Consider the following 21871-nt stretch of genomic DNA (forward strand, 5'->3'; position numbering starts at 1 on the left):
TAAATAAGAGCAAAAATAATGCGTCCGAGATTGTAGTTATATTCTGCAAAAAAAGCTCTTGAAATCCAAAATAGCTATGCCCATATCCGTACCAGCAGGCGCTCAGGAGAGGCCTGCCAATTGCATATCGCTTACTTTTATAAAGGATATATCATGCGTAATTTTGACTTTGCTCCACTATACCGTTCTGCCATTGGTTTTGACCGTCTCGCCCACTTATTTAACGAAGCGCAGCGCACCGATGCGACCCCTAGCTACCCACCTTACAACATCGAATTGATCGCCGAAGACAAGTACCGCATCACGATGGCGGTCGCCGGTTTCGATCGCTCTGAACTCGATCTCGAAAGTGAAAACGACACACTCAAAATCGTCGGTCGTAAAGCCGCTGCCGAAAACCAGGGCACCTTCTTGCATCGCGGTATCGCAGCGCGTGATTTTGAACATCGCTTCCGTCTGGCGGATCATGTCAAAGTGGTCGGTGCGAAACTCGATAATGGCTTGCTGAACATTGAATTAATCCGTGAAGTACCGGAAGTGTACAAACCACGAAAAATTGCGATTGACGGCGATAATCTAAACGTCGTTCAAGCCGCTGAATTACAGGCAGCATAAATAAAACAGGGCGGCATCGATACATGATGTCGCCCTGTTTATTTTTCAAGCGAAGCCGTTTGCAAGCGGCTCCGTCGAATTTGCATCTGCTGCGATTCTTTTTGCGTTTTTTTCAGCTGCTGTCAGAGCGAATTTTAGTCAACTTATTTCAGTCCGACCAGAGTATGGCGACCGACTTCACGGATATCTTTGGTTCCCGTCAAAGCCATGCTGACATCTAATTCCTTGTGCAAAATCTCCAGCATTTTGGTCACACCCTGTTCGCCCATGGCACCCAGTCCATACAAGAAGGCGCGACCTATCATGCTGCCTTTCGCGCCCAGTGCCGTCGCCTTCAAGATATCTTGTCCGGTGCGTATCCCGCCATCGAACCAGACTTCGGTCTGATGGCCGACCGCCTCGACAATCGCTGGCAGCGCCTGTATCGATGAGATCGCACCGTCGAGCTGACGACCGCCGTGATTGCTGACCACAATCGCATCGGCACCGGCGGCAACCGCCAGCTTGGCATCTTCCACATCGAGAATGCCTTTGAGGATTAATTTGCCGCCCCATTCTTGCTTAATCCAGGCAACGTCGTCCCAATTCAAGGTCGGATCAAACTGGCTGGCAGTCCATTGGCTTAAAGTCAAAATTCCGTCGCCGCCCTTGACATGCCCGACCAGATTGCCGAAGGTTTTACGTCCGGTCAGCGCGCGTAAGGCCCATGCCGGCTTGGTCGCCAGATCGAGGATATTGGCGAGTGTGAGTTTCGGCGGTACCGACATGCCGTTGCGGATATCTTTGTGGCGCTGGCCGAGAATTTGCAAATCCAGCGTCAGGACCAACGCCGAACATCCGGCATTTTTGGCGCGCTGTATCATCTCTTTCACGAAGCCGCGATCGCGCATCACGTACAGTTGGAACCAGAACGGTTTCGTCGTCACGCTGGCGACATCTTCGATAGAGCAGATACTCATGGTCGATAGCGTAAATGGAATACCGAATTTTTCCGCGGCGATCGCGCCTAGCATTTCGCCATTGGCCCATTGCATGCCAGTCAGTCCGGTCGGTGCAATCGCCACCGGCATCGTCACATCCTGTCCTATCATGGTAGTGCGGGTGGAGCGATGATCGACATTGATCGCCACCCGCTGACGCAATTTCAAGGCCGCCAGGTCATCGGTATTTGCCCGGTAAGTGCTCTCGGTATAAGAGCCGCTGTCGGCATAATCATAGAACGCTTTAGGAACGCGTTTTTTGGCGAGCAAGCGTAAATCTTCTACGCAGGTAATGACGGGCATGCTGATACTCCCAGAGAGACGAATAGAATGCGCAAAGTGTAGGGCAAAAGCGCTGAGCCATGGCGGAAAAGCATTCAAGACGAGGGTGAAGTATTTTCACGCCAGCCTTCTGTTTCATAGCGAAATGCGTTTATTCGGCAAATTGTTCAGCGATAAAATGCCTTAGCCACTGATTGCCTTCATCCTGATTGTAACGCCGGTGCCAGAACATATTGGTCTGCAATGCAGGTAAGCGCAGCGGCGATTTGATGTAGCGCAAATTAAATGGCGTTGCCGCCCGCTCCGCGAGTTTTTGCGGCACAGTCACCAACAGATCGGTACTGCTGACGATGTACGGCACCGCCACAAAATGCGGCACCCGGAACTGCGCTTCTGCAATGATGCCGGCCTTTTCCAGCAATTGATTAATTTTATCGTAAGGGCTTTCTTGCGAAGCGACGATGAGATGGCGGGCCGCGAGAAATTCTTTCAACTCGATCTTTTTGTTCGCCAGCGGATGTTCATTGCGCAACATGCAGACATAATTTTGCTTGAACAAACGCCGTTGATACAGCGCGCCGGAGATCGTATCAAACGCGCCGATCGCCAGATCAACCCGTCCTGCTTCCATCTCCGACTTTAAATCCATGCTGCTGGCCCGCACCGTCGACAGCTGTACCGAAGGCGCAAATTGCCGGCATGACTCGACCAGCACCGGCATGAAATACACTTCACCGACATCGCTCATCGCAATCGTGAACTGGCGCTTGCTGGATGCCGGATCAAAACTGTCATGCTGATTCAGCGCACGCGCGATGCTGCCCAGCGCATTCGCAATCGGTTCCGCCAATGATTCAGCAAACGGCGTGGCCTGCATCCCCTGTGCCGTCCTGACAAACAGCTCATCAGCAAAAGTCCGGCGCAAGCGCGCCAGTGCATTACTCACCGCCGGTTGCGACAAACCGAGTTTTTTGGCAACGGAAGAGATCTGCTTATCCTGAAAAACTTCCTGAAATATCACCAGCAAGTTCAGGTCAATGTCTTTGGGTTCTATCATGCTCTTATCGGAAAGCTGCAGCTCGGTCAGGTCAGATCAATGCCGACCACTATTCACAAAATCAATGTAGTACATTTTTGTATTTCTATCGCGTATTTTACTAGACTCCACTACATTAGCGTCTTAATCTATCTTCTCAAAATTTTTAGTTTGAGTTTATGCTTTGCAATGAGGTTCCTATGAGCAAGCTGTCCAAGCCCGCCAGCGCCGGTCGCGCTTATCAAACCGGCTTCGCCAATGAATTTGCCACCGAGGCTTTGCCCGGTGCATTGCCGAAAAATCAAAATTCGCCGCAACAATGTGCGTACGGCTTGTATGCCGAACAAATGTCGGGCACCGCCTTCACCGCACCGCGCCATGCGAATCGCCGCTCCTGGCTGTATCGCATCCGCCCGGCGGCAATGCATCAGCCTTTCACAAAAATCGATAGCGGCGCTATGACCAATCAATTCGATCAGGTGCCGTCGACGCCAAATCAATTGCGCTGGGATCCGCTGCCAATGCCCGAGATCGCGACCGACTTCATTGACGGCTGGGTCAGCATAGCAGGCAATGGTTCGGCCGATGCGCAAAGCGGCTGCGCAATTCATATGTATGCGGCGAACCGCGATATGACGGGTCGGTATTTCTATAACGCCGATGCCGAGATGCTGATCATTCCGCAACAGGGCCGCTTGCACATCCGCACCGAACTCGGCGTCCTGGATATTGAACCGCAAGAAATTGCCGTGATCCCGCGCGGCATCCGCTTTGAAGTCAGCTTGCCCGATGGCGTGGCGCGCGGCTATTTATGCGAAAATTTCGGCGCAATGCTGAAGTTGCCCGATCTCGGCGTAATCGGCTCCAACGGTCTGGCGAATCCGCGCGACTTTTTGACGCCGCATGCGAGTTACGAAGACAAGGAAGGCGACTTTGAGCTGGTCGCTAAATTCAGCGGCAATTTGTGGGCGGCCAAGATTGGCCATTCGCCGCTCGATGTGGTCGCCTGGCACGGTAATCTTGCGCCGTATAAATATGATCTGCGCCACTTCAATACGATAGGTTCGATCAGCTACGACCATCCTGATCCGTCGATCTTTCTGGTGCTGCAATCCCCTAGTGATACACCGGGTGTGGATACGATCGATTTTGTGATTTTTCCGCCGCGCTGGCTGGCAGCCGAGAATACTTTCCGGCCACCCTGGTTCCACCGGAATGTCGCGAGCGAATTCATGGGACTGATTCACGGCCAGTATGATGCGAAATCGACCGGTTTCCGACCTGGCGGCGCGAGCCTGCATAACTGCATGAGCGGTCATGGGCCGGATGCATCGACCTTCGAGAAGGCCAGCAACAGCGACACCAGCGTACCGCATAAAGTCGCCGACACCATGGCCTTCATGATAGAAACCCGCACGATCATCAAGCCGACCCGGGCCGCGATGAACTCGCCACAGCTCCAGCCGGATTATTTCCAATGCTGGATGGGCATCAAGAAAAATTTTAATCCGGAGCAAGCATAAAATGACGATCCAACTCAACGAAACCCATGACGCCGGCTTGCGCAGCTGGGTCGGCTCGGCCAACGATGCGCAATGCGATTTTCCGATTCAGAATTTGCCTTACGGCGTGTTCCGTAGCTCAGGCAGCGCTGAGGCGTTCCGTATCGGGGTAGCGATCGGCGACCAGATTCTCGATCTGAAAGCAGCGCATGCCGCCGGTATTTTTGCGACACTGAAGTCGCCGCAATTTGACCAGGCCATCGCCAGCGCCAGCCTGAACGCTTTAATGGATCTGGGCAATACCACCTGGGGCATCTTGCGCCTGTTGTTATCGCGCGCCTTGCGCGAAGGTAGCCCTCAACAGACGAGTTTGCAAGCCGCATTGATCGCGCAAGCAGACGCTGAATATGCCTTGCCTGCGCAGATCGGTGACTACACCGATTTTTATACCTCGATTCATCATGCGACCGCCGTAGGCAAATTATTCAGGCCGGATAATCCTCTGCTGCCGAATTACAAATGGGTACCGATCGGTTATCACGGCCGCTCATCGTCCATCGGGGTGTCGGGCCAGCGCTTCCGTCGTCCGCTCGGACAGACCATGCCGCCAAATGCCGCGACACCGGTGTTCGGCCCCGCCAAACGCATGGATTATGAATTGGAAATCGGTATCTTCATCGGCAATGGTAATGCGCCAGGTGATGCGATCAATATCGAGGAGGCAGAATCGCATGTGTTCGGCTTGTGTCTGCTGAACGATTGGTCGGCGCGCGACATGCAAGCCTGGGAATATCAACCGCTCGGCCCTTTCCTGGCGAAGAATTTTGCTTCGACGATTTCACCCTGGATCGTCACGCTGGAAGCCCTTGCGCCGTACCGTCATCCATGGCAACGCGAGACGACCGATCCCCAGCCTTTGGCTTACCTGGAATCACCCGAATTACGCCAGCATGGGGCTTTCGATGTCGAGCTCGAAGTCTTATTGCAAACCAAGACGATGCGAGAACAAGGCCTGGCAGCGCAGCGCCTGTCGCTGTCGAATTTCCGTCATTCGTATTGGAGTGTCTCGCAACTGGTCGCGCATCATACGGTGAACGGCTGCAATTTACGCGCAGGTGATTTGCTGGGGTCCGGCACCCAATCGGGGCCGACACCGGAAGAAGCCGGATCCCTGCTGGAACTGACTGCCGGCGGCAAACAGGCGTTGACTCTGGCGAATGGCGAGCAACGCGTCTTCATCGAAGATGGCGACACCATCATCATGCGCGGCTGGACACAAAAACCCGGCTTGCCGCGCATCGGCTTTGGCGAAGTTGCGGGGACATTATTGCCCGCTCGCTCGGTATAATTTCTTTAAGTAAAAAAACGCAGGCCAAAGTGGTAGGTATGCATTTTTTGTTGCTTTGCTTTGCTATTCCTGCAAAGCGAAGTAAGTACGGCATAACTGGTTATTTTTTTTAGTGAGCGTAATGAAAATCAGGATTTTTTTCTATCGGGAAGAGATTCGTGTATGGCAAAACCAAGGCGTGATTCAACCACTCGATCTGGCACTTTCATGCGATCAGGCAGAGCGTATCTGTGTCCAGCACAAGTTGCTGGAAAAGGGCAGATATAGACGCGACGTCTATTAGGACCTGTTAACATGTAAATCAGAAGATGCGTTCACTCCCAAACGCAGGATGGCAAGGCGCCCCTCCGGGAATGACCTAAACGGGTACAGGGCTAGGCGCAAATCGCTTATAGTGCTCGCACTACGGCGCGTTTAGTTGAAACCCTTGCCTAGCCTGTACCCGTTTAGACTCATTCGCACTCCCGATTTATATGTTAACAGGCCCTAGTCTGTTTCATGCTGCTCGCAGCGGATCAAGCAAAGATCGCAAGTTATTGTGATCCAGCTCATACATCAGGGCAATCAGACTACCCAGTTCACCTTTAGGGAAACCTTCGCGCGCAAACCAGCCGAGATAATGCCCAGGCAAATCGGCGAGCAAGCGCCCTTGATATTTGCCATAAGGCATAGTGCGGGTGACGAGAAGCTGCAAGGTTTCCGGATGCATAACAAGCTTATTTGGCGGATGTCATCTGTAATTTCTGCAAGGCCATCATCGCCGCAGAAGCCTGTTCAACCGGGATGAAAATATGGTCATGACAAGCGCCTGCAATCACATTGCAGCTGATATTCGCAGCACCCAAAGCCTGCGCAAACGCAGCAGTCAAACCAACCGCCTGTAAATCGGAATGCACATTCAGCGTAATCCAGGCCGCGCGGAACAATATTGTCAAACCAAGGCGTTCGGCCTCGGCCTCAGGCACCACCAAAGTCATACCTTCGATTTCGCGTATTGCAGCGATGATGTGAATGTCGCGCCAATCAAATGCCATCGGCACGCAGACATAGGCATACCTACCCTCGTTCAACACAGGTTCCATTGAACTGAGCAGAGTTGGCAGATCTGAAATTGGTTTGTAGGATGTCATCGGATCAAATTGCAGAATTAATAGTACTTTTTACATAAAAATAATGGCTCGGCACATTGAAATTATCAATTTTATTGATCGGGCAATTAAATAAATAAATTCTATTTAGTTTTCACTTTGTCACTCCTGCGAAGGCAGGAATGACGCATTTTACAGATCAATAGAAAAGTATTTATTGCATTTTATAAATTGTCGTTCGACCAAAAATGCTAACAAAGCATTACTTATTTTTAGACAATATGATACATTCCGACAATATTAATTTCAGTGAATCAACTCAATGTTTATCAAGCGTTTAACAATATTTTTCCTGCTTTTTTGCTCTTTGACTGGTGCAGCGCAAGCAAATATGCCTGAATCCGGCTGGTGGTGGAATGCCTCTGAAGCTGGCCGTGGCTACTCAATTGAAATTCAAGATAATCAAATCTTTGTTGCGGCTTATACATATGATGCAAATAAACAACCCGTCTGGTATTACAGTTCCGGGACATTAAGCGGTGACTCATCCTACTCCGGGCGAGTTGTCAAAGCAGTTAACGGCTCTTGTTTTGGATGCTCACAAGGCACTCCTCAAAGCCTTGATTCCGGAGCCATAACGATCAAATTTAATGGCGCTAAAGACGCAACATTGACAATCATGGGATATACGACACAAATCACCCGTTTTGATTTCGCGAACGGGGACAACACGCGATATCCGAATGCGTGCTACGGCGAATGGTCGGGTGTTTATGGCAGCCCCAGTTTCCCAGTCTACAATGGTGAAAGAATAAAATTCAATAGCACATATATCGCCACCGATGGCACCAACTACCTGAAAGGTTACAGGACAGGATCGACCGCTAACATCGCTTTATGTTCATACGATGCAAACTCCGGATATTGGTCCATGATTCTTGATTCATCAACCTCTTACTACCAGTTTTTTCAATTCAAATTCACTGGTTTTAACCGCATGGAAGGTACACATTGGACTTTCCTGAAAGGTGGCACGATAGCAGGAAGCGGTGAGAACTGGGTAGCATTCCGAACTGCATCAAAAAGCTTTGTACTAGGCCTGATAGCGCCAGCAACCGAGAAATCTGAGATGATGGTTGATCCAAATGTATTGCAAACTGCCTCAGAAGCAAGACTGGCGCGTGACAAATCTCTTGCTGATGTAAGCAAAGGAGGTACGCCTGTGCAGCCTCAAATACAGGATGTGCTGTCCAAACAGCTGCGCGCGCTATCTGCGATTCAGAAGTAAATGACCAAAAATACCTCACCTTGGTGAGGTATTTTTTCATCTATCATCTAATTCAATTTAGAGCATCCTGAGTTCTGATTGGAATCCGCCGGTTTTGTACGGCTTAGACTTTTTTCAGATAGCAAGCCTTCAACATAAAGCTGCCTGCATCCATTTTGCAATCCACTTCATGGTCACCACCGACTAAACGAATGCTTTTGACCTTGGTTCCCATTTTCAAGGTGGTCGAAGAGCCTTTGACTTTCAAATCTTTGATCAGCACTACCGCATCGCCATCGCTCAACACATTGCCGTTAGAATCTTTCACGATTCTGTCATCACTATCATCGGAAGCGGCGACAGCAAGTAGTGGCCATTCATGCCCGCAATCAGCGCAAACATAGTTATCGCCATCCGGGTAGGTGTTTTCCATCGCGCATTGCGGGCAAGCGGGTGGTGTCGACATACATTCTTTCAAAATGCGTTAAATCCAAGGGCTGCAGTATAACCCAGCAACTTTTCTAGCTATCAGATTTGCACTGTTACTTTGAAATAAATCAGCCGGTATGGCGAACCGGCGTCGTCACACCTAATCAATTGGCCGGACAGGCATCATCAAACGCGGCCGGAGAACGCCTCTGAATCGCGTCCGGCGGCGCATAGGCATGACGGAAAGTGAAGGCGGCTTCGCCAGGGCCATCCGATCGTAATAAAGCCAATTTAGCGATTGCCTCATCCAGACTGGGACGATGTCCTTTGCTGACCCACCAGAGCACAATGTAGGACTCTTGCATACGCTCAAACCATTCCTTGCGACGGCGCATGATGTCCACATGCGCGGATCCGTATACATAATTATTCAAGGACTCGACATCGCGCCACACCGACATATTGATCAGCGTCTCGTCGCCCAATGGGCGCACTGTGGTCGCATCGCCCTCTTCTGTTTGCAGGCGCCAGACAAATCCGTCGGACGCTTCAGCGAGCGCATTGATGCGATCAAGATTGGCGACAAAATCGGCCATCACTGGCGAATCAAGCGGCTCTTTCATTACAGCGATATTCAGTTGAGCTAATTCATAAGCGGACATAGGGACTCTCAGTCAATCATTAAATCAAACCTATCATTCGCCACCGGTTGCAAAAAAATTCCGATGGCACATTAGGGCTTGTTAACATTTTAAATATCAATTTCTTGAATTTTGGAGGGTAATACAGGAGGTGAGGCATCACTGCGGTCAAGGCTCTCCGTCCCAGTAGTCCAGGCTTTGTCCCTTGCGTGCGATCACCTCAAACGGCTCGCTCTTGTCGAGGCTGCCCTCAGCCAGGAACTTGCCAGAGTCCGGATATTCGCAGATCTCCGGCGCTTCCATGGTGCTGATCGAGAGATACTTCAGCGGTGCCTCCGACGTGTTGATTATCTGGTGCGGGTACTCTGGGCCGGGTGGAATGAACACGACATCGCCAGCCTTGAGCGGCAGCATCTCATCGGCTACACGGAGGGTTCCGTTGCCCTCGAGTACGATGAACATCTCTTCCTGGGCATGATGCAGATGGTATGGACACACTCGCTTTCCCGGCGCCAGGATATCGAACGAAGCGCCCAGTTTCTGTGCAGCAGTTCCGCGCGCCAAACGCACGCCCTGTGCATCGTAGTGCGGCTCCCGCTGCGTCCGCGTCAACGGCATTTCATTGAAGTTGCGGATCAGGGCCGCGGCAAGGGAAGCAGCTTTGTCGGACATGGTAGAGACCTTTAAGTTAAATGGTTCGTGACGCCTGAGGTTTGAATTAAATTGTGCCGTCAAGTGTCCCGCTTAAATAAATGATGGCTTAGGTGCGTGCATTCCGCGACACCCACCAGACAACTGGTAACAAAAGAATCCATGCGCCGCCCTGCAGTATTGGGGTCATTAATACTGCCATCGCTCCCTGCGCATCTGGATGCCAGAAAATGACGTCCGCCAAAAAGAGAATGCCGCCAATGGATACGATGACTGCGACAATATACCAATGAAAAGAAGGCTTGTCTTTGGGGCGTAAAAACATCAATGCCGCGCTCATCATTGCGTAAGGGGAAACTAGCCAGATCGCGAAAAATACGAAGCCACCAACGCTGGCTGGCTTAAGTGTGCTCACGAACCAAACAGTAATGCATGCAACGATAGCCATCAGAAAAAAGGTAATAGGGATCATCAATTTCATGGCTGGTAGCCCTTCATGGCAACGGCAACTAAGGTGATGGTGAGGAATGCTGCGGATTTGTGCCCAGTGCAGCCTCTGTCATCGCGTCACTTCAGCACCCCTGCCACGTCGACGATATCCACACCCTGCAGTTGGCCGAGCCAGTGGTCGAACCACGGCTTGTGTGTGACGCCGACAATGGAAAGGACGCGGACACCGGGGCGTTCGCGGAAGGTTTCGCGGATGTTGGCAACCATGCGCAGGTTGCGGATTTCCCAGCCGGCGACCCACATCTGCGGATAGCCTTCCGCTGACTTTGCGCGCATGGCCGCGCCAACGTTGACATCGGCGCGTATCCTCAGGCCTTCCGGGTCGTTGATGACGCGGTACAACGGCAATAGGTCGGGGGCCAGCGATAAAACTTCCTCCCGTTTCTCGCGCTCTTTCAAGGCCGTACCGCCTGCGGCCCAGGCCGCCTCGATCCCCCGGACGAAGGCCTTGATGTCCGGCACATCGATGTGGTCGCCGGTATGGTTGTCGACGGCGTGAACCCGCTGCAGGCCCAGCCGTGCCGCCAGGCGCGCAGCCAACTGGTAGTTCTCGTTGTTGCGTTTCTCTATCTGACCGAGCAACTCCACCAGCGCAGCGTTCAAGCTGTCGCCAGTGCGGCGCTCGGCTTCGGGCAGTTGCAGCCACTGCACATAGGCCGAGGCGCGGTCATTCGCCGCCAGCAACAACGCGGCCAGGCGCCGCCGCTGCGCCGGTGCCGGTTGCGCAGGCCAGGTCTTGAGCATCCTGTCCACTTCAGCGATGGCGACGGGCACGTCCAATCCGGTGGCCGCCATCGCCGCGTCAGTCGGAACGCAGTAATCGGGGCCGTACTTTGCAGGATGACGCGCCGCCAGATCACATTCCTCGCCGGACTCAGTCTCAATGGTGATGATGTCGGGCCGAAACGCCGCCAGCCGGTTGAGCACGCCATCCAGCGATGCAGGATTGAAGTCTGCCGGCATGCCGCTCAGGTGCACGGTGCCCAGCACCAATACCTGCGCTCGCGGTCCAGCCATGTCGCGATCGAGCGCCCTCAGATCGACCTGCGCCTGCGCTGCGAACGGAACTGCCGCGATTAATCCCCAGACCCACTTTGTCCATTTGCTCATGTCGTAATCCTTTGTGTTTTTTCAGAATAGGCTAACGGAGGAGTTAAGCAGCACCGCAAAGCGGGGTCGGCTTGGACGAATCGTTAGGCCCCACCTTGGCAATGCGGAAGCCAACCACGAATCCGACACCTGCGACAAACCAGACAATAGCGGCAACAACCTCAAAGGTATTGCGCAGCTCGGGGTGGTTTATCGCCAAGAGAGGAAGGATGAGAGCGCGCAGGAGGCATACAGCAGCAATACTAACCAGGCCCAAGCGCTGCAAAGGCGGCCGCCGAACCAGCCCGATCACCGAGACCGCATACATGGTGCACATGGCCATTAGGCCAGCGATGACCAAGGCACTGACTGGGGCAAGCCAAGTACCCTCGCGTGCCGAGGTGACAACGCGAGGTGGGGCGTTGAAGAACTCGAACCACGATGGACCGACAAAGACGGCGCCCACGTGGATGATTACACCTGCGAACGCTATTAGCGCAGCAACGTGTACACACCAGATGTTCGAAAGTTTCATTGCAGAGTCTATTTTGTTTAAAAGTACAAAGAGGCAATCTATCAGGTCGATAAGAATTTAACAATGCTTTTCAAGCCTTCGTGCCATCAGCCCGCGTAGGTACGATTAGCGTAGCGTAATCGTATGCTTTCAATCACGTTAGCCAGACATGCTTGCAATTACGCTGCGCTAATCGCATCTACGCCAATTGCAATAAAAAATCCCGGAGCCGGTCCGGGATTTTCATTGGTGCGCATGGCGCACCCTACCGTACGCTAATGACGTGCCGCTAATTGGATTTATCGGCGCGGCAAATTACATATTGCGCCGATACTGCCCGCCCACCTCAAACAGCGCCGTGGTGATCTGCCCGAGCGAGCAGACCCGTGCCGCATCCATCAATTTCTCGAACACGTTCTCGTCATTGATCGCCGCTTGCTGCAAGGCGGCCAGCGCCTTGGGGGCGACGTGGGCATGGCGTTGGTGGAAGTCGGCCAGGCGGGATAGTTGCGATTGCTTCTCTTCGTCGGTCGAGCGCGCCAGTTCTATTTTTTGCGGGGTGTCGCTGGCCTTCGGGTTGCGGAAGGTGTTGACGCCGATGATCGGTAGCGTGCCATCGTGTTTCAGGTGTTCGTAGTGCATCGATTCTTCCTGGATTTTGCCGCGCTGGTAGCCGGTTTCCATCGCGCCTAAGACGCCGCCGCGTTCGGCGATGCGCTCGAATTCTTGCATCACGGCTTCTTCGACCAGGTCGGTCAGCTCTTCGATGATGAAGCTGCCCTGGATCGGGTTTTCATTTTTGGCCAGACCCCACTCGCGGTTGATGATCAACTGGATCGCCAGCGCACGTCTGACTGATTCGTCGGTCGGCGTGGTGATCGCTTCGTCGTAGGCGTTGGTGTGCAGGCTGTTGCAGTTGTCGTAGATCGCGATCAGCGCCTGCAGCGTGGTGCGGATATCGTTGAAGTCGATCTCTTGCGCATGCAGGCTGCGGCCGCTGGTCTGGATATGGTATTTCAGCTTCTGGCTGCGGTCGTTCGCGCCGTATTTGTCGCGCATGGCCACGGCCCAGATGCGGCGCGCCACGCGGCCCAGCACGGTGTATTCCGGGTCCATGCCGTTGCTGAAGAAGAAGCTCAGGTTGGCGGCGAAATCGTCGATGTGCATGCCGCGCGCCAGGTAGGCTTCGACAAAGGTAAAGCCGTTCGACATGGTGAACGCGAGTTGCGAAATCGGGTTGGCGCCGGCTTCGGCGATGTGGTAGCCGGAGATCGACACCGAGTAGAAATTGCGCACCTGGTGATGCACGAAATATTCCTGGATATCGCCCATGACTTTCAGGCTGAACTCGGTCGAGAAAATGCAGGTGTTCTGGCCCTGGTCTTCTTTCAGGATGTCGGCCTGCACCGTGCCGCGCACGTTCATCAGCACCCAGGCTTTGATCTTGGCGGCTTCGTCGGCGGTAGCTTCGCGCTTGTTATCGACGCGGAATTTCTCCATTTGCTGGTCGATCGCGGTGTTCATGAAGAACGCCAAAATCGTCGGGGCCGGGCCGTTGATGGTCATCGAGACCGAGGTGGCCGGGTCGCACAGGTCGAAGCCGTCATACAGGACTTTCATGTCGTCCAGGGTGGCGACCGAGACGCCGGAGTTGCCGACCTTGCCGTAGATGTCCGGACGGATTGCCGGGTCGGCGCCGTACAAGGTCACAGAGTCGAATGCGGTCGACAGACGCTTGGCATCCATCCCTTGCGACACCAGCTTGAAACGGCGGTTGGTACGGAAAGGATCGCCTTCGCCGGCGAACATGCGGGTCGGGTCTTCGCCTTCGCGTTTGAAGGCGAATACACCGGCGGTGAACGGGAAAGAGCCCGGGACGTTTTCCAGCAACAGCCAGCGCAGGATTTCGCCGTGATCGACGAAGCGCGGCAGCGCGACTTTGCGTATCTTGGTGCCGGATAGGGTGCTGCTGACCAGTTGAGTGCGGATTTCCTTGTCGCGGATTTTGACCACGTATTCGTCGCCGGCATACGCTGCCTGCATGTCGGGCCACATGGCGATGAGTTTTTTGGATTCGGCGTCGAGGTATGCGTCTTTTTCTTCTGCCAGGGTATTCAGTTCAAACAGAATATCGTTCTCGCGCAAACGCGATTCCAGCGGCGAGCCCGGGGTTTTATCGCCCGGCATGACAGCGCCGCGAGCGGCTTTATCCAAAGACTCGCGCAGCATGCGGGACGACTCCTGCAACTGCTGGCGCTCGCGGGCGAACACCACTTGCCTGCCTGTGTGTTTGTGGTATTGCCGCACCGTGTCGGCGATCTCGGCCAGATAGCGCGACCGCGCTGCCGGTACGATCACGTTCTTGCCGCTCGAGAATTTGGCGCTGACGGGTGCCAGCTTACTTGGAATACTTTTTAAACCGCGCTCGGCCAGTGCCGGCAAGATGCCCTGGTACAACGCCGTCACGCCGTCGTCGTTAAAGCGCGAAGCCTGGGTGCCGTAGACCGGCATCTGATCGGGCTTTTTGCTCCACATTTCACGGTTGCGCTGATACTGCTTGGCGACATCGCGCAGCGCGTCCTGTGCGCCTTTGCGGTCGAATTTATTGATGGCGACGAAATCGGCAAAATCCAGCATGTCGATTTTTTCCAGTTGCGAGGCTGCGCCGAACTCTGGCGTCATGACATACATCGACAAATCGACATGCGGTACGATCGCCGCATCGCCCTGGCCGATACCCGAAGTCTCGACGATCACCAGATCAAACCCGGCAACTTTGCAGGCGGCGATCACGTCCGGCAAGGCCTGGGAAATCTCGGAACCCGCTTCGCGCGTGGCCAGGGAACGCATGAATACCTTGAGTTTGCCGCCCCAGGGATTGATTGCATTCATACGAATCCGGTCGCCCAGTAAAGCGCCGCCCGATTTACGACGCGACGGATCGATCGAAATCAGGGCGATATTCAGCTGATCGTCCTGATCCAGACGTATACGGCGTATCAGCTCATCGGTGAGCGATGACTTACCGGCGCCGCCGGTGCCGGTGATACCGAAGGCCGGCGTACTGATCTTGTCTGCCGCCTGATGCAAGGCATTGCGCAATTCCGGCGCAACGCGGTCGTTCTCCAAAGCGGTAATCAGTTGCGCCAGGGGACGATGGATGGCGACGATGTCGTCACTTTGCAAACTGTCTATCGCGGTCGGCGCATAGCTCGACAGATCGACGTCGCAGGCTTGTATCATCGACAGGATCATGCCGACCAGACCGAGGCGCTGACCGTCTTCCGGGCTGAAAATACGGGTCACGCCATAGGCATGCAGATCGGCGATTTCGTCCGGCACGATGACGCCGCCGCCGCCGCCGAACACCTTGATGTGCTCGCCGCCACGCTGCTTGAGCAAGTCGATCATGTATTTGAAGTATTCGACATGACCGCCCTGGTAACTCGAAATCGCAATCCCCTGCGCGTCTTCCTGCAATGCCGCCGTCACGATCTCTTCCACCGAGCGGTTATGGCCGAGGTGAATGACTTCGGCGCCATTCGCCATCAGGATGCGGCGCATGATGTTGATCGAGGCGTCATGGCCGTCGAACAGGGACGCCGCGGTGACGAAGCGGACTTTGTTGGCAGGTTTGTATTCGGTCAGTTTTTGGGCTACGGACAGGTCAGTCATGTCTTCCTCAACAATCTGGGTTTTCTAATGGTTGTAAGCTAAGTTATATGACGTTAACGTAAACGTCAATCTAAATAGTTTTAAGTGAACACGCAATATATATGCGGCTTATCGGCCAGAATCGGCTGGGAACCCTTATGGATATTGCGGTAAGTTTTTCAATTCGTTTGTTGTAATCCCCCTCTCCCGTTCGCAGGAGCGAGCGCGAGAGGGGGCGAGTCTTAAGCAGCGCGGGTGATCTCGCCTATCACTGGCGCCTTGGGCTTTTGCAACAGACGCGCTTGTTCAGCATAGTAGTTTTCCATGGCTTTTTCTTTGACATGCCCAAAACCACGGACATGTTCAGGCAAATTAGCCAGCGCCACCGCTTTGTCCAGATTATCCTTGGTCAATCTTGCGATCTGGCTCAATACGGTTTCACGATAATTGGCGATCAGGGCGCGCTCGGACTTGCGTTCCTCGGTGTAGCCAAAGATATCGAACTTACTGCCGCGCAGGCCCTTGCATTTCGCCAGTAACTTGAAGGCATGCCAGACCCAGGAGCCGTATTCGGCTTTGATCAAATGGCCTTGACCGTCCTTCTTCGAGAACAGCGGCGGAGCCAGATTGAATTTCAGGGAGAAATCGCCTTCAAACTGTTGTTTAAGCTGGTCGGTAAATTGGCCGTCGGTGTACAGGCGCGCAACTTCATATTCGTCCTTATACGCCATCAGCTTGAATGCATACTTCGCCACGGCGGTTGCCAGTTTATTGCCGGCGCCGAGCACGGCTTCGGCAGCGCGGACCTGGGCGACCAGGTCCTGATATTGCTGTGCGTACGCAGAGTTCTGATAGGCCGTCAGGTAGTCGACGCGGCGCTTGATAAGATGCTCCAGACTTTGCGGCATCTGCACGATGACAGGCGCGGACGGGATCGCGATTTTTTCTACGCGGGCCAGATCGACGGCGGCCCGGCGGCCCCACAGGAAGGCTTTTTTATTCGATTCAATGGCGACGCCGTTCAGCTCGACTGCACGCATCAGGGCGGCCTCGGATACCGGGATCGCGCCTTTTTGGTAGGCAAAACCGAGCATGAATAAATTCGTCGCAATCGAGTCGCCCATCAAGGCCGTCGCGAGTCTGGTCGCATTGATAAAGTCGACCTTGTGATCCACCGATTCGGCAATCAATTGCTCTACCGATTCTGCCGGGAATTGCCAGTCGGGATTTTTAGCGAAAGGACCGGTCGGTTGCTCATGCGTATTCACGACTGCGCGGGTGCGGCCAGCGCGCATCTTGGAAATCGCGTCATGTGCACCGGTGGTCAGCATATCGCAGCCGAGGATCAGATCCGCTTCCCCGGTCGCAATACGCTGCGCGCGCAAACGGGCGACATTGTGCGCGATACGGATATGCGAGGTGACGGAACCGTTTTTCTGCGACATCCCGGTCATATCCAGCACCGAGACGCCCTTGCCTTCCAGATGCGCGGCCATGCCGATCAAGGCGCCGATGGTAATGACGCCGGTACCGCCGATGCCGTTGAGCAAAATGTTGTACGGTACCGCGCAGGTCGGCAACACGGGTTCTGGCAATCCGCCGAAGTCGTCGATTTTTGCAGTGCCGGTTTTGGATTTGCGCAAGCTGCCGCCCTCGACCGTGACAAAGCTGGGGCAAAAACCTTTGGCGCAGGAATAATCCTTGTTGCAAGACGATTGATCAATCGTGCGCTTGCGGCCGAATTCGGTTTCCAGCGGCATGATCGAGGTACAGTTCGATTGCACACCGCAGTCGCCGCAGCCTTCGCATACCGCTTCGTTGATGAACATGCGCTGATTCGGGTCGGGGAATTCTTTCTTTTTGCGGCGCCGACGTTTTTCTGCGGCGCAGGTCTGGTCGTAGATCAGCACCGTGGCACCTGCGATTTCACGCAATTCGCGCTGGACGGCATCCATCTCCTTGCGGTCATGCAGCGTCACAAAATCCGGCAAAGCGGAGCGATCGGCATAGCGGGATAAGTCCTCAGTAACAAGCGCAATGCGCTTGACACCTTCGGCCGCCATTTGCTGTGCCATCATCGGCACGGAAATGATACCGTCGATTGGCTGCCCGCCGGTCATCGCGACGGCGTCGTTGTACAAAATCTTGTAAGTGATATTCACCTTGGCGGCAATGGCCGCGCGAATTGCCAGGTAGCCCGAATGGAAATAAGTGCCGTCGCCGAGATTCTGGAACACATGCGGCAAAGTCGAGAAGGCCGCCTGACCTATCCACGGCGCTCCTTCGCCCCCCATGTGGGTAGTCAGTTTATTGAACTCGGGATAGATCGCGGTGGCCATCACATGGCAACCGATACCGGCCAGCGCCAGGCTGCCTTCCGGTACTTTGGTCGAGGTATTGTGCGGACAGCCTGAACAGTAATAGGCAGGACGCGGCGGCGTATTCACATCCTTGCTCAGCACCACGTCCTTGGCTTCCAGAAAAGCCAGGCGCGCCTTGATCAGATCGCTGGTGTAGGGTGACGGAAATAAGCGCGCAATCCTTGCCGCGATCACGCGGGCGATTTGTGCCACCGAGAAATCTGCCTTCGAGGTCAGCAGCCAGTCGCCGCGTGGATGCACCCATTCGCCTTTTTCGTCGAACTTGCCGATCACGCGTGGCCGCACATCATCGCGCCAGTTGTAGAGTTGCTCTTTGAGTTGGTATTCGACCATCTGACGTTTTTCTTCGACCACCAGAATCTCGTCCAGACCTTGCGCGAACTCGCGCACGCCGTCCGGCTCCAGCGGCCAGGGCATGGCGACTTTATACAAACGGATGCCGATCTCGGCAGCGAATTTTTCATCGATACCGAGCTCTTCCATGGCCTCCAGTACGTCCAGATACGATTTGCCGGATGCCACGATGCCGAGCTTGGCATTCGGACTGTCAATGGTGGTGTGATTCAACTGATTCGCCCGGGCGTAGGCCAGCGCTGCATAGATCTTATAATCCTGCATCAGCGCTTCTTGCTTGCGCGCCTGAATTCCCAGGGTATCGAGCGACAAGCGGGTGTTCAGGCCGCCTTCCGGCATCACGAAATCGGCTGGATAGACGATCTTCAAGCGGAAGGGATCCGCATCGACGGAGGAACTTGACTCTACCGTATCAGCCAGCGCCTTGAAGCCGATCGCGCAACCCGAGTAACGCGACATGGCCCAGGCATGCAAACCCAGATCCAGGTATTCCTGCACATTGCAGGGATACAGCACAGGGATCATGCAGGCGGAAAAAATATGATCGGACTGATGCGGCAAGGTAGAGGAATACGCACCGTGATCATCGCCGGCCACCAGCAAGACGCCGCCGTGTTTGGCGGTACCCGCATGGTTCATGTGCTTGAACACATCGCCGCAGCGATCCACGCCCGGACCCTTGCCGTACCACATGGCAAATACGCCATCGTATCTGGCAGGGCCGATCAGGTCGACGGTTTGCGTGCCCCAAACCGCGGTTGCGGCTAAATCTTCATTCACGCCGGGCACAAATTTGATATGACTATCGTCGAGTAATTGCTGGGCTTTCCACAAGGTTTCGTCGAGACCGCCCAACGGCGACCCGCGATAGCCGGAGATAAAGCCTGCGGTATTCAAGCCTGCGGCCAGGTCGCGCTGGCGCTGTATCATCGGCAAACGGACCAAGGCCTGGATGCCGGATAAAAATATCGTGCCGCTGGTCGACGTATATTTATCGTCGAGCCTGACATCACTGAGTTCGGCCTCGCTTGGAACAGGAGGAGTAAGCGGTATTGCGCGGCTTGGCGCAGAAGATGAGGCGGACGTGAGTCCAGCAGACTCCACGGTCGGGTCGGATGACATAGTAGCTCCAAAATTTGTGATTTAGATCGCAAAGAACATGAGTTGCATCCGGTAAGACACAAGTTTGCTCGTCACCTATAGCGAGGTATCGGATATAGGTTTGTTTGCGTTGGCTGAGATATCAACCATTTTATTCCAATTCGATGAAAAATTCGATGTCAATCGGGCACCATCGGCCTTGCTCATAACGAGGCCAGATGGTGCCTGCACAAGAATTCATCGAATCAAAGAGACATCAAAGGAAGCTTCATGAATTTCGCTGCAGCGCTTCCTCGACTTCCTTTGAAATCTGCTGTGTACACAGTGTAGGCGAGTGACTGCTGTTAGGAAAATATGGAATTAAAATAGAGGTATCACAAAAATTGATACCATTGATTTTTCATCGATCCGGTAAAACGCTCTTAGTGTCAAAATGCGCGAACTACTTTAAAAACCAGGCTGTTGCGCGAGTTGTTCTTATATTGAGAATCGGTGCTGTGGTCGCCTGAGAGATGATGCCAGGCCAGTTGAAATTCGCAATTCAGATAATTCCATCCCACACCAAGTCTGGTGTCGTATTTATCAGGTAGCGAGACATAGGTTTTCTCATAGGGATAGGAAACAGATGCTTGCTCGGAGAGATATTTGAGTAAGCCGATATGACTAAAAAAATAGAGTTCACTACTCATAGGATAGCTGGCACTGATATCAAGATAGGCCGTTCTGAGGCCATATCCTAAATAATCCGGCGAGTAATACAGCCTGCCACTGATATTTTTAAAACTCACCGTAGCAAAAACTTCTTTGTAATTGAGACTGGCTTCTTTTGGGAAAACCGATTGTGTCGCCCCTAACTCCCAGATCAACCCCGAAGGCAGCTGCCTGGCATAACCTGCGTACCCGATCAATTGCTCCCCCGATCTGTTTTGCTTACCCAGTGCGACTTGTGAGGCAAAGCCCCCTAGATACCATCCGTCCTTGCCATCAAAGGTTAGATTGAGTTGCAAGGCAGGTTTTTCGTTATTCAGCGAAACGCCGCGATAGACGTAGTCAGAGGTGACGGCAACACTTCCGCTGATTTGAGCGCGTACTTCTGCCATCACCAAAGGGAACAGCAATATCAGGAGGAGCGCTAACCTGTTCAAATGAATGCCCGATGATGGTTAGTGGCGATTGGCAACGGCATGCGCCTGTTCGCAAGTACACGCGCATTTGCCGCTTATTTTCGTGATCGTGGCGCACAAGTCGATATTTCTATCAGACTGTTTTTCAGTATGGCCGGATGATTTCATGATGATATTTTGGCGAATTTCCAATGCGCTGACCGAGGGTTTCAATTCGCTCAATAATGCCATCATTCCGGAAATATGCGCGGCCGAATACGACGATCCCGACACAAAATTCCAGCGCGAACCCGGCAGCGTGGTGGGTATATCGCGTCCCGGCGCGATTAAAACACGATCGCCAAGCTTGCCCGTATCCTGATTCGACACGGCAAAGACCGCTGGATGCGATGCGGGGAAGCCGCCGTCCGACTTTCCAGGATCGACTGCGCCGACGAGCTTGATCCCGCGCTTGTGAGCAAGCTCCAGCAGGCGCAATAATAATTGATCGTCAGGGCCGCTTAAGCTCAGGTTGATTACCTGGGGATCCCGCATGATGGCGAAATGCAGTGCCTTACCCAGGGTAAAGCTATTGCATTTTGTGCTCAGGTCGTTTTCTTGCCAGCACGCTCGCAAGGCCATTAAGTGCGCATCCGGCGCGACCCCCATGATGCCGCCGCCATTTCCCGCGCGTGCCGCTATCACGCCTGCGATGCCGGTGCCATGATTTTCTGCAATATAGGGATTGGCGCTGACAAAATTTTCCTGGATTGTAATCTGCCCGATCAGATCGGGATGTTTGCTTTCGATGCCGCTGTCAATCACGGCAACCACAACGTTGCGGCCGGTTGCTACTTTATGAACGTCGGATAATTGCCAGGATTTAGCGGCGGGCTGTACCGGATACAGGGGATCATTATTCGCCTGGACATCAAATTGATGAACAGCTTGCGCCCACTCTACGCGCGGGTCCCTGGATAGGGATTCGATGATTTTATCCAAGGGTTCGTTGGCGGATTCTTCCATCACATAGCAGTCGATGTTTAACGCGGGCATGGGCCAATCATCGACCAGCTTTAAGCCATGTAGTTGCGCCAGCTCTTCCGCCAGACGACGACGCGATAAACGTGTCATAGTATTTTTATAGCGTCCACCATAGCTTGCGTCAGGGCGAAAGTGCGATAGCGGCAAATGCAGCATCACCAAAATTTGATGCGAGGTAGTGGCAGCGCTGGTGACTGCGCTAGCGACAGCATTATTTTGCACCTGATCCCTTGATCTGCTTTCATCCTGCGCACAGGCCATCCCCAAAACCAAGCTCAATAC

The 21871-nt window shown here is 53.7% G+C and carries 18 protein-coding genes; 4 read left to right on the forward strand and 14 right to left on the reverse strand.

Going from position 1 to position 21871, the window contains the following annotated elements:
* The first annotated feature begins 153 nt into the window (after window positions 1-153).
* Window positions 154-615 (forward strand): Hsp20 family protein, encoded by a 462-nt coding sequence (locus tag LPB67_RS09570; protein WP_262836918.1) that lies wholly within the window; start codon window positions 154-156, stop codon window positions 613-615.
* Between the two features lie 143 nt (window positions 616-758).
* On the opposite strand, the gene LPB67_RS09575 is transcribed toward LPB67_RS09570, so the two are convergent.
* Both LPB67_RS09575 and LPB67_RS09580 read right to left on the reverse strand, forming a co-directional pair.
* Window positions 759-1898, reverse strand: a complete 1140-nt coding sequence (locus LPB67_RS09575; protein WP_262836919.1) for an alpha-hydroxy acid oxidase — start codon at window positions 1896-1898, stop codon at window positions 759-761.
* A 130-nt stretch (window positions 1899-2028) separates the two neighbouring features.
* Window positions 2029-2934, reverse strand: a complete 906-nt coding sequence (locus LPB67_RS09580; protein ID WP_262836920.1) for a LysR family transcriptional regulator — start codon at window positions 2932-2934, stop codon at window positions 2029-2031.
* 179 nt (window positions 2935-3113) lie between these two features.
* On the opposite strand from LPB67_RS09580, the gene hmgA reads away from it, so the two are divergent.
* Both hmgA and fahA read left to right on the forward strand, forming a co-directional pair.
* A complete protein-coding gene (hmgA, locus tag LPB67_RS09585; RefSeq protein WP_262836921.1) occupies window positions 3114-4436 on the forward strand; it encodes a homogentisate 1,2-dioxygenase in 1323 nt (440 codons plus the stop codon).
* 1 nt (window position 4437) lies between these two features.
* The gene (gene fahA, locus LPB67_RS09590; RefSeq protein ID WP_262836922.1) at window positions 4438-5763 is read left to right on the forward strand and encodes a fumarylacetoacetase; all 1326 of its coding nucleotides are present in this window, start codon (window positions 4438-4440) and stop codon (window positions 5761-5763) included.
* Between the two features lie 496 nt (window positions 5764-6259).
* On the opposite strand, the gene LPB67_RS09595 is transcribed toward fahA, so the two are convergent.
* Together LPB67_RS09595 and LPB67_RS09600 are read right to left on the reverse strand one after the other, a co-directional pair.
* Complete coding sequence (locus LPB67_RS09595) at window positions 6260-6472, reverse strand: DUF3820 family protein (RefSeq protein ID WP_262836923.1); 213 nt, start codon at window positions 6470-6472, stop codon at window positions 6260-6262.
* A gap of 7 nt (window positions 6473-6479) precedes the next feature.
* Window positions 6480-6893, reverse strand: a complete 414-nt coding sequence (locus LPB67_RS09600; RefSeq protein ID WP_262836924.1) for an ACT domain-containing protein — start codon at window positions 6891-6893, stop codon at window positions 6480-6482.
* 280 nt (window positions 6894-7173) lie between these two features.
* Between LPB67_RS09600 and LPB67_RS09605 the strand changes: the two genes are divergently transcribed.
* Window positions 7174-8139, forward strand: coding sequence for a hypothetical protein (locus LPB67_RS09605; protein ID WP_262836925.1), 966 nt, complete (start codon window positions 7174-7176; stop codon window positions 8137-8139).
* A 103-nt stretch (window positions 8140-8242) separates the two neighbouring features.
* Here the strand turns inward: LPB67_RS09605 and LPB67_RS09610 are convergent, their stop codons facing one another.
* From LPB67_RS09610 to LPB67_RS09655, 10 genes are all read right to left on the reverse strand, one after another.
* Window positions 8243-8584 carry a zinc ribbon domain-containing protein YjdM gene (locus LPB67_RS09610; protein WP_262836926.1) on the reverse strand — a complete coding sequence of 114 codons (342 nt, stop codon included), beginning with the start codon at window positions 8582-8584 and terminating at the stop codon, window positions 8243-8245.
* A gap of 127 nt (window positions 8585-8711) precedes the next feature.
* Complete coding sequence (locus tag LPB67_RS09615; protein ID WP_262836927.1) at window positions 8712-9209, reverse strand: DUF3291 domain-containing protein; 498 nt, start codon at window positions 9207-9209, stop codon at window positions 8712-8714.
* A 147-nt stretch (window positions 9210-9356) separates the two neighbouring features.
* On the reverse strand, window positions 9357-9860 hold the full coding sequence (locus LPB67_RS09620) for a cupin domain-containing protein (protein WP_262836928.1): 504 nt from the start codon (window positions 9858-9860) through the stop codon (window positions 9357-9359).
* A gap of 88 nt (window positions 9861-9948) precedes the next feature.
* Complete coding sequence (locus LPB67_RS09625) at window positions 9949-10320, reverse strand: hypothetical protein (protein ID WP_262836929.1); 372 nt, start codon at window positions 10318-10320, stop codon at window positions 9949-9951.
* An 86-nt stretch (window positions 10321-10406) separates the two neighbouring features.
* Window positions 10407-11459, reverse strand: a complete 1053-nt coding sequence (locus LPB67_RS09630; RefSeq protein ID WP_262836930.1) for a DUF5694 domain-containing protein — start codon at window positions 11457-11459, stop codon at window positions 10407-10409.
* A gap of 43 nt (window positions 11460-11502) precedes the next feature.
* Window positions 11503-11973, reverse strand: coding sequence for a hypothetical protein (locus LPB67_RS09635; RefSeq protein ID WP_262836931.1), 471 nt, complete (start codon window positions 11971-11973; stop codon window positions 11503-11505).
* Between the two features lie 294 nt (window positions 11974-12267).
* Window positions 12268-15627, reverse strand: a complete 3360-nt coding sequence (gene icmF, locus LPB67_RS09640) for a fused isobutyryl-CoA mutase/GTPase IcmF (RefSeq protein WP_262836933.1) — start codon at window positions 15625-15627, stop codon at window positions 12268-12270.
* A 221-nt stretch (window positions 15628-15848) separates the two neighbouring features.
* The gene (locus LPB67_RS09645) at window positions 15849-19463 is read right to left on the reverse strand and encodes an indolepyruvate ferredoxin oxidoreductase family protein (protein WP_262836934.1); all 3615 of its coding nucleotides are present in this window, start codon (window positions 19461-19463) and stop codon (window positions 15849-15851) included.
* 407 nt (window positions 19464-19870) lie between these two features.
* Window positions 19871-20542: a TorF family putative porin gene (locus LPB67_RS09650; RefSeq protein ID WP_262836936.1), complete on the reverse strand. Its 672-nt coding sequence runs from the start codon at window positions 20540-20542 to the stop codon at window positions 19871-19873.
* 63 nt (window positions 20543-20605) lie between these two features.
* Entirely contained in the window at window positions 20606-21679 is a 1074-nt protein-coding gene (locus LPB67_RS09655) for a S8 family peptidase (RefSeq protein WP_262836938.1), read from the reverse strand.
* Between the last annotated feature and the right edge of the window lie 192 nt (window positions 21680-21871).

Origin of the sequence: Undibacterium sp. Jales W-56 (genome assembly GCF_025548535.1) — a bacterium.
Taxonomy (GTDB): Bacteria; Pseudomonadota; Gammaproteobacteria; order Burkholderiales; family Burkholderiaceae_D; genus Undibacterium.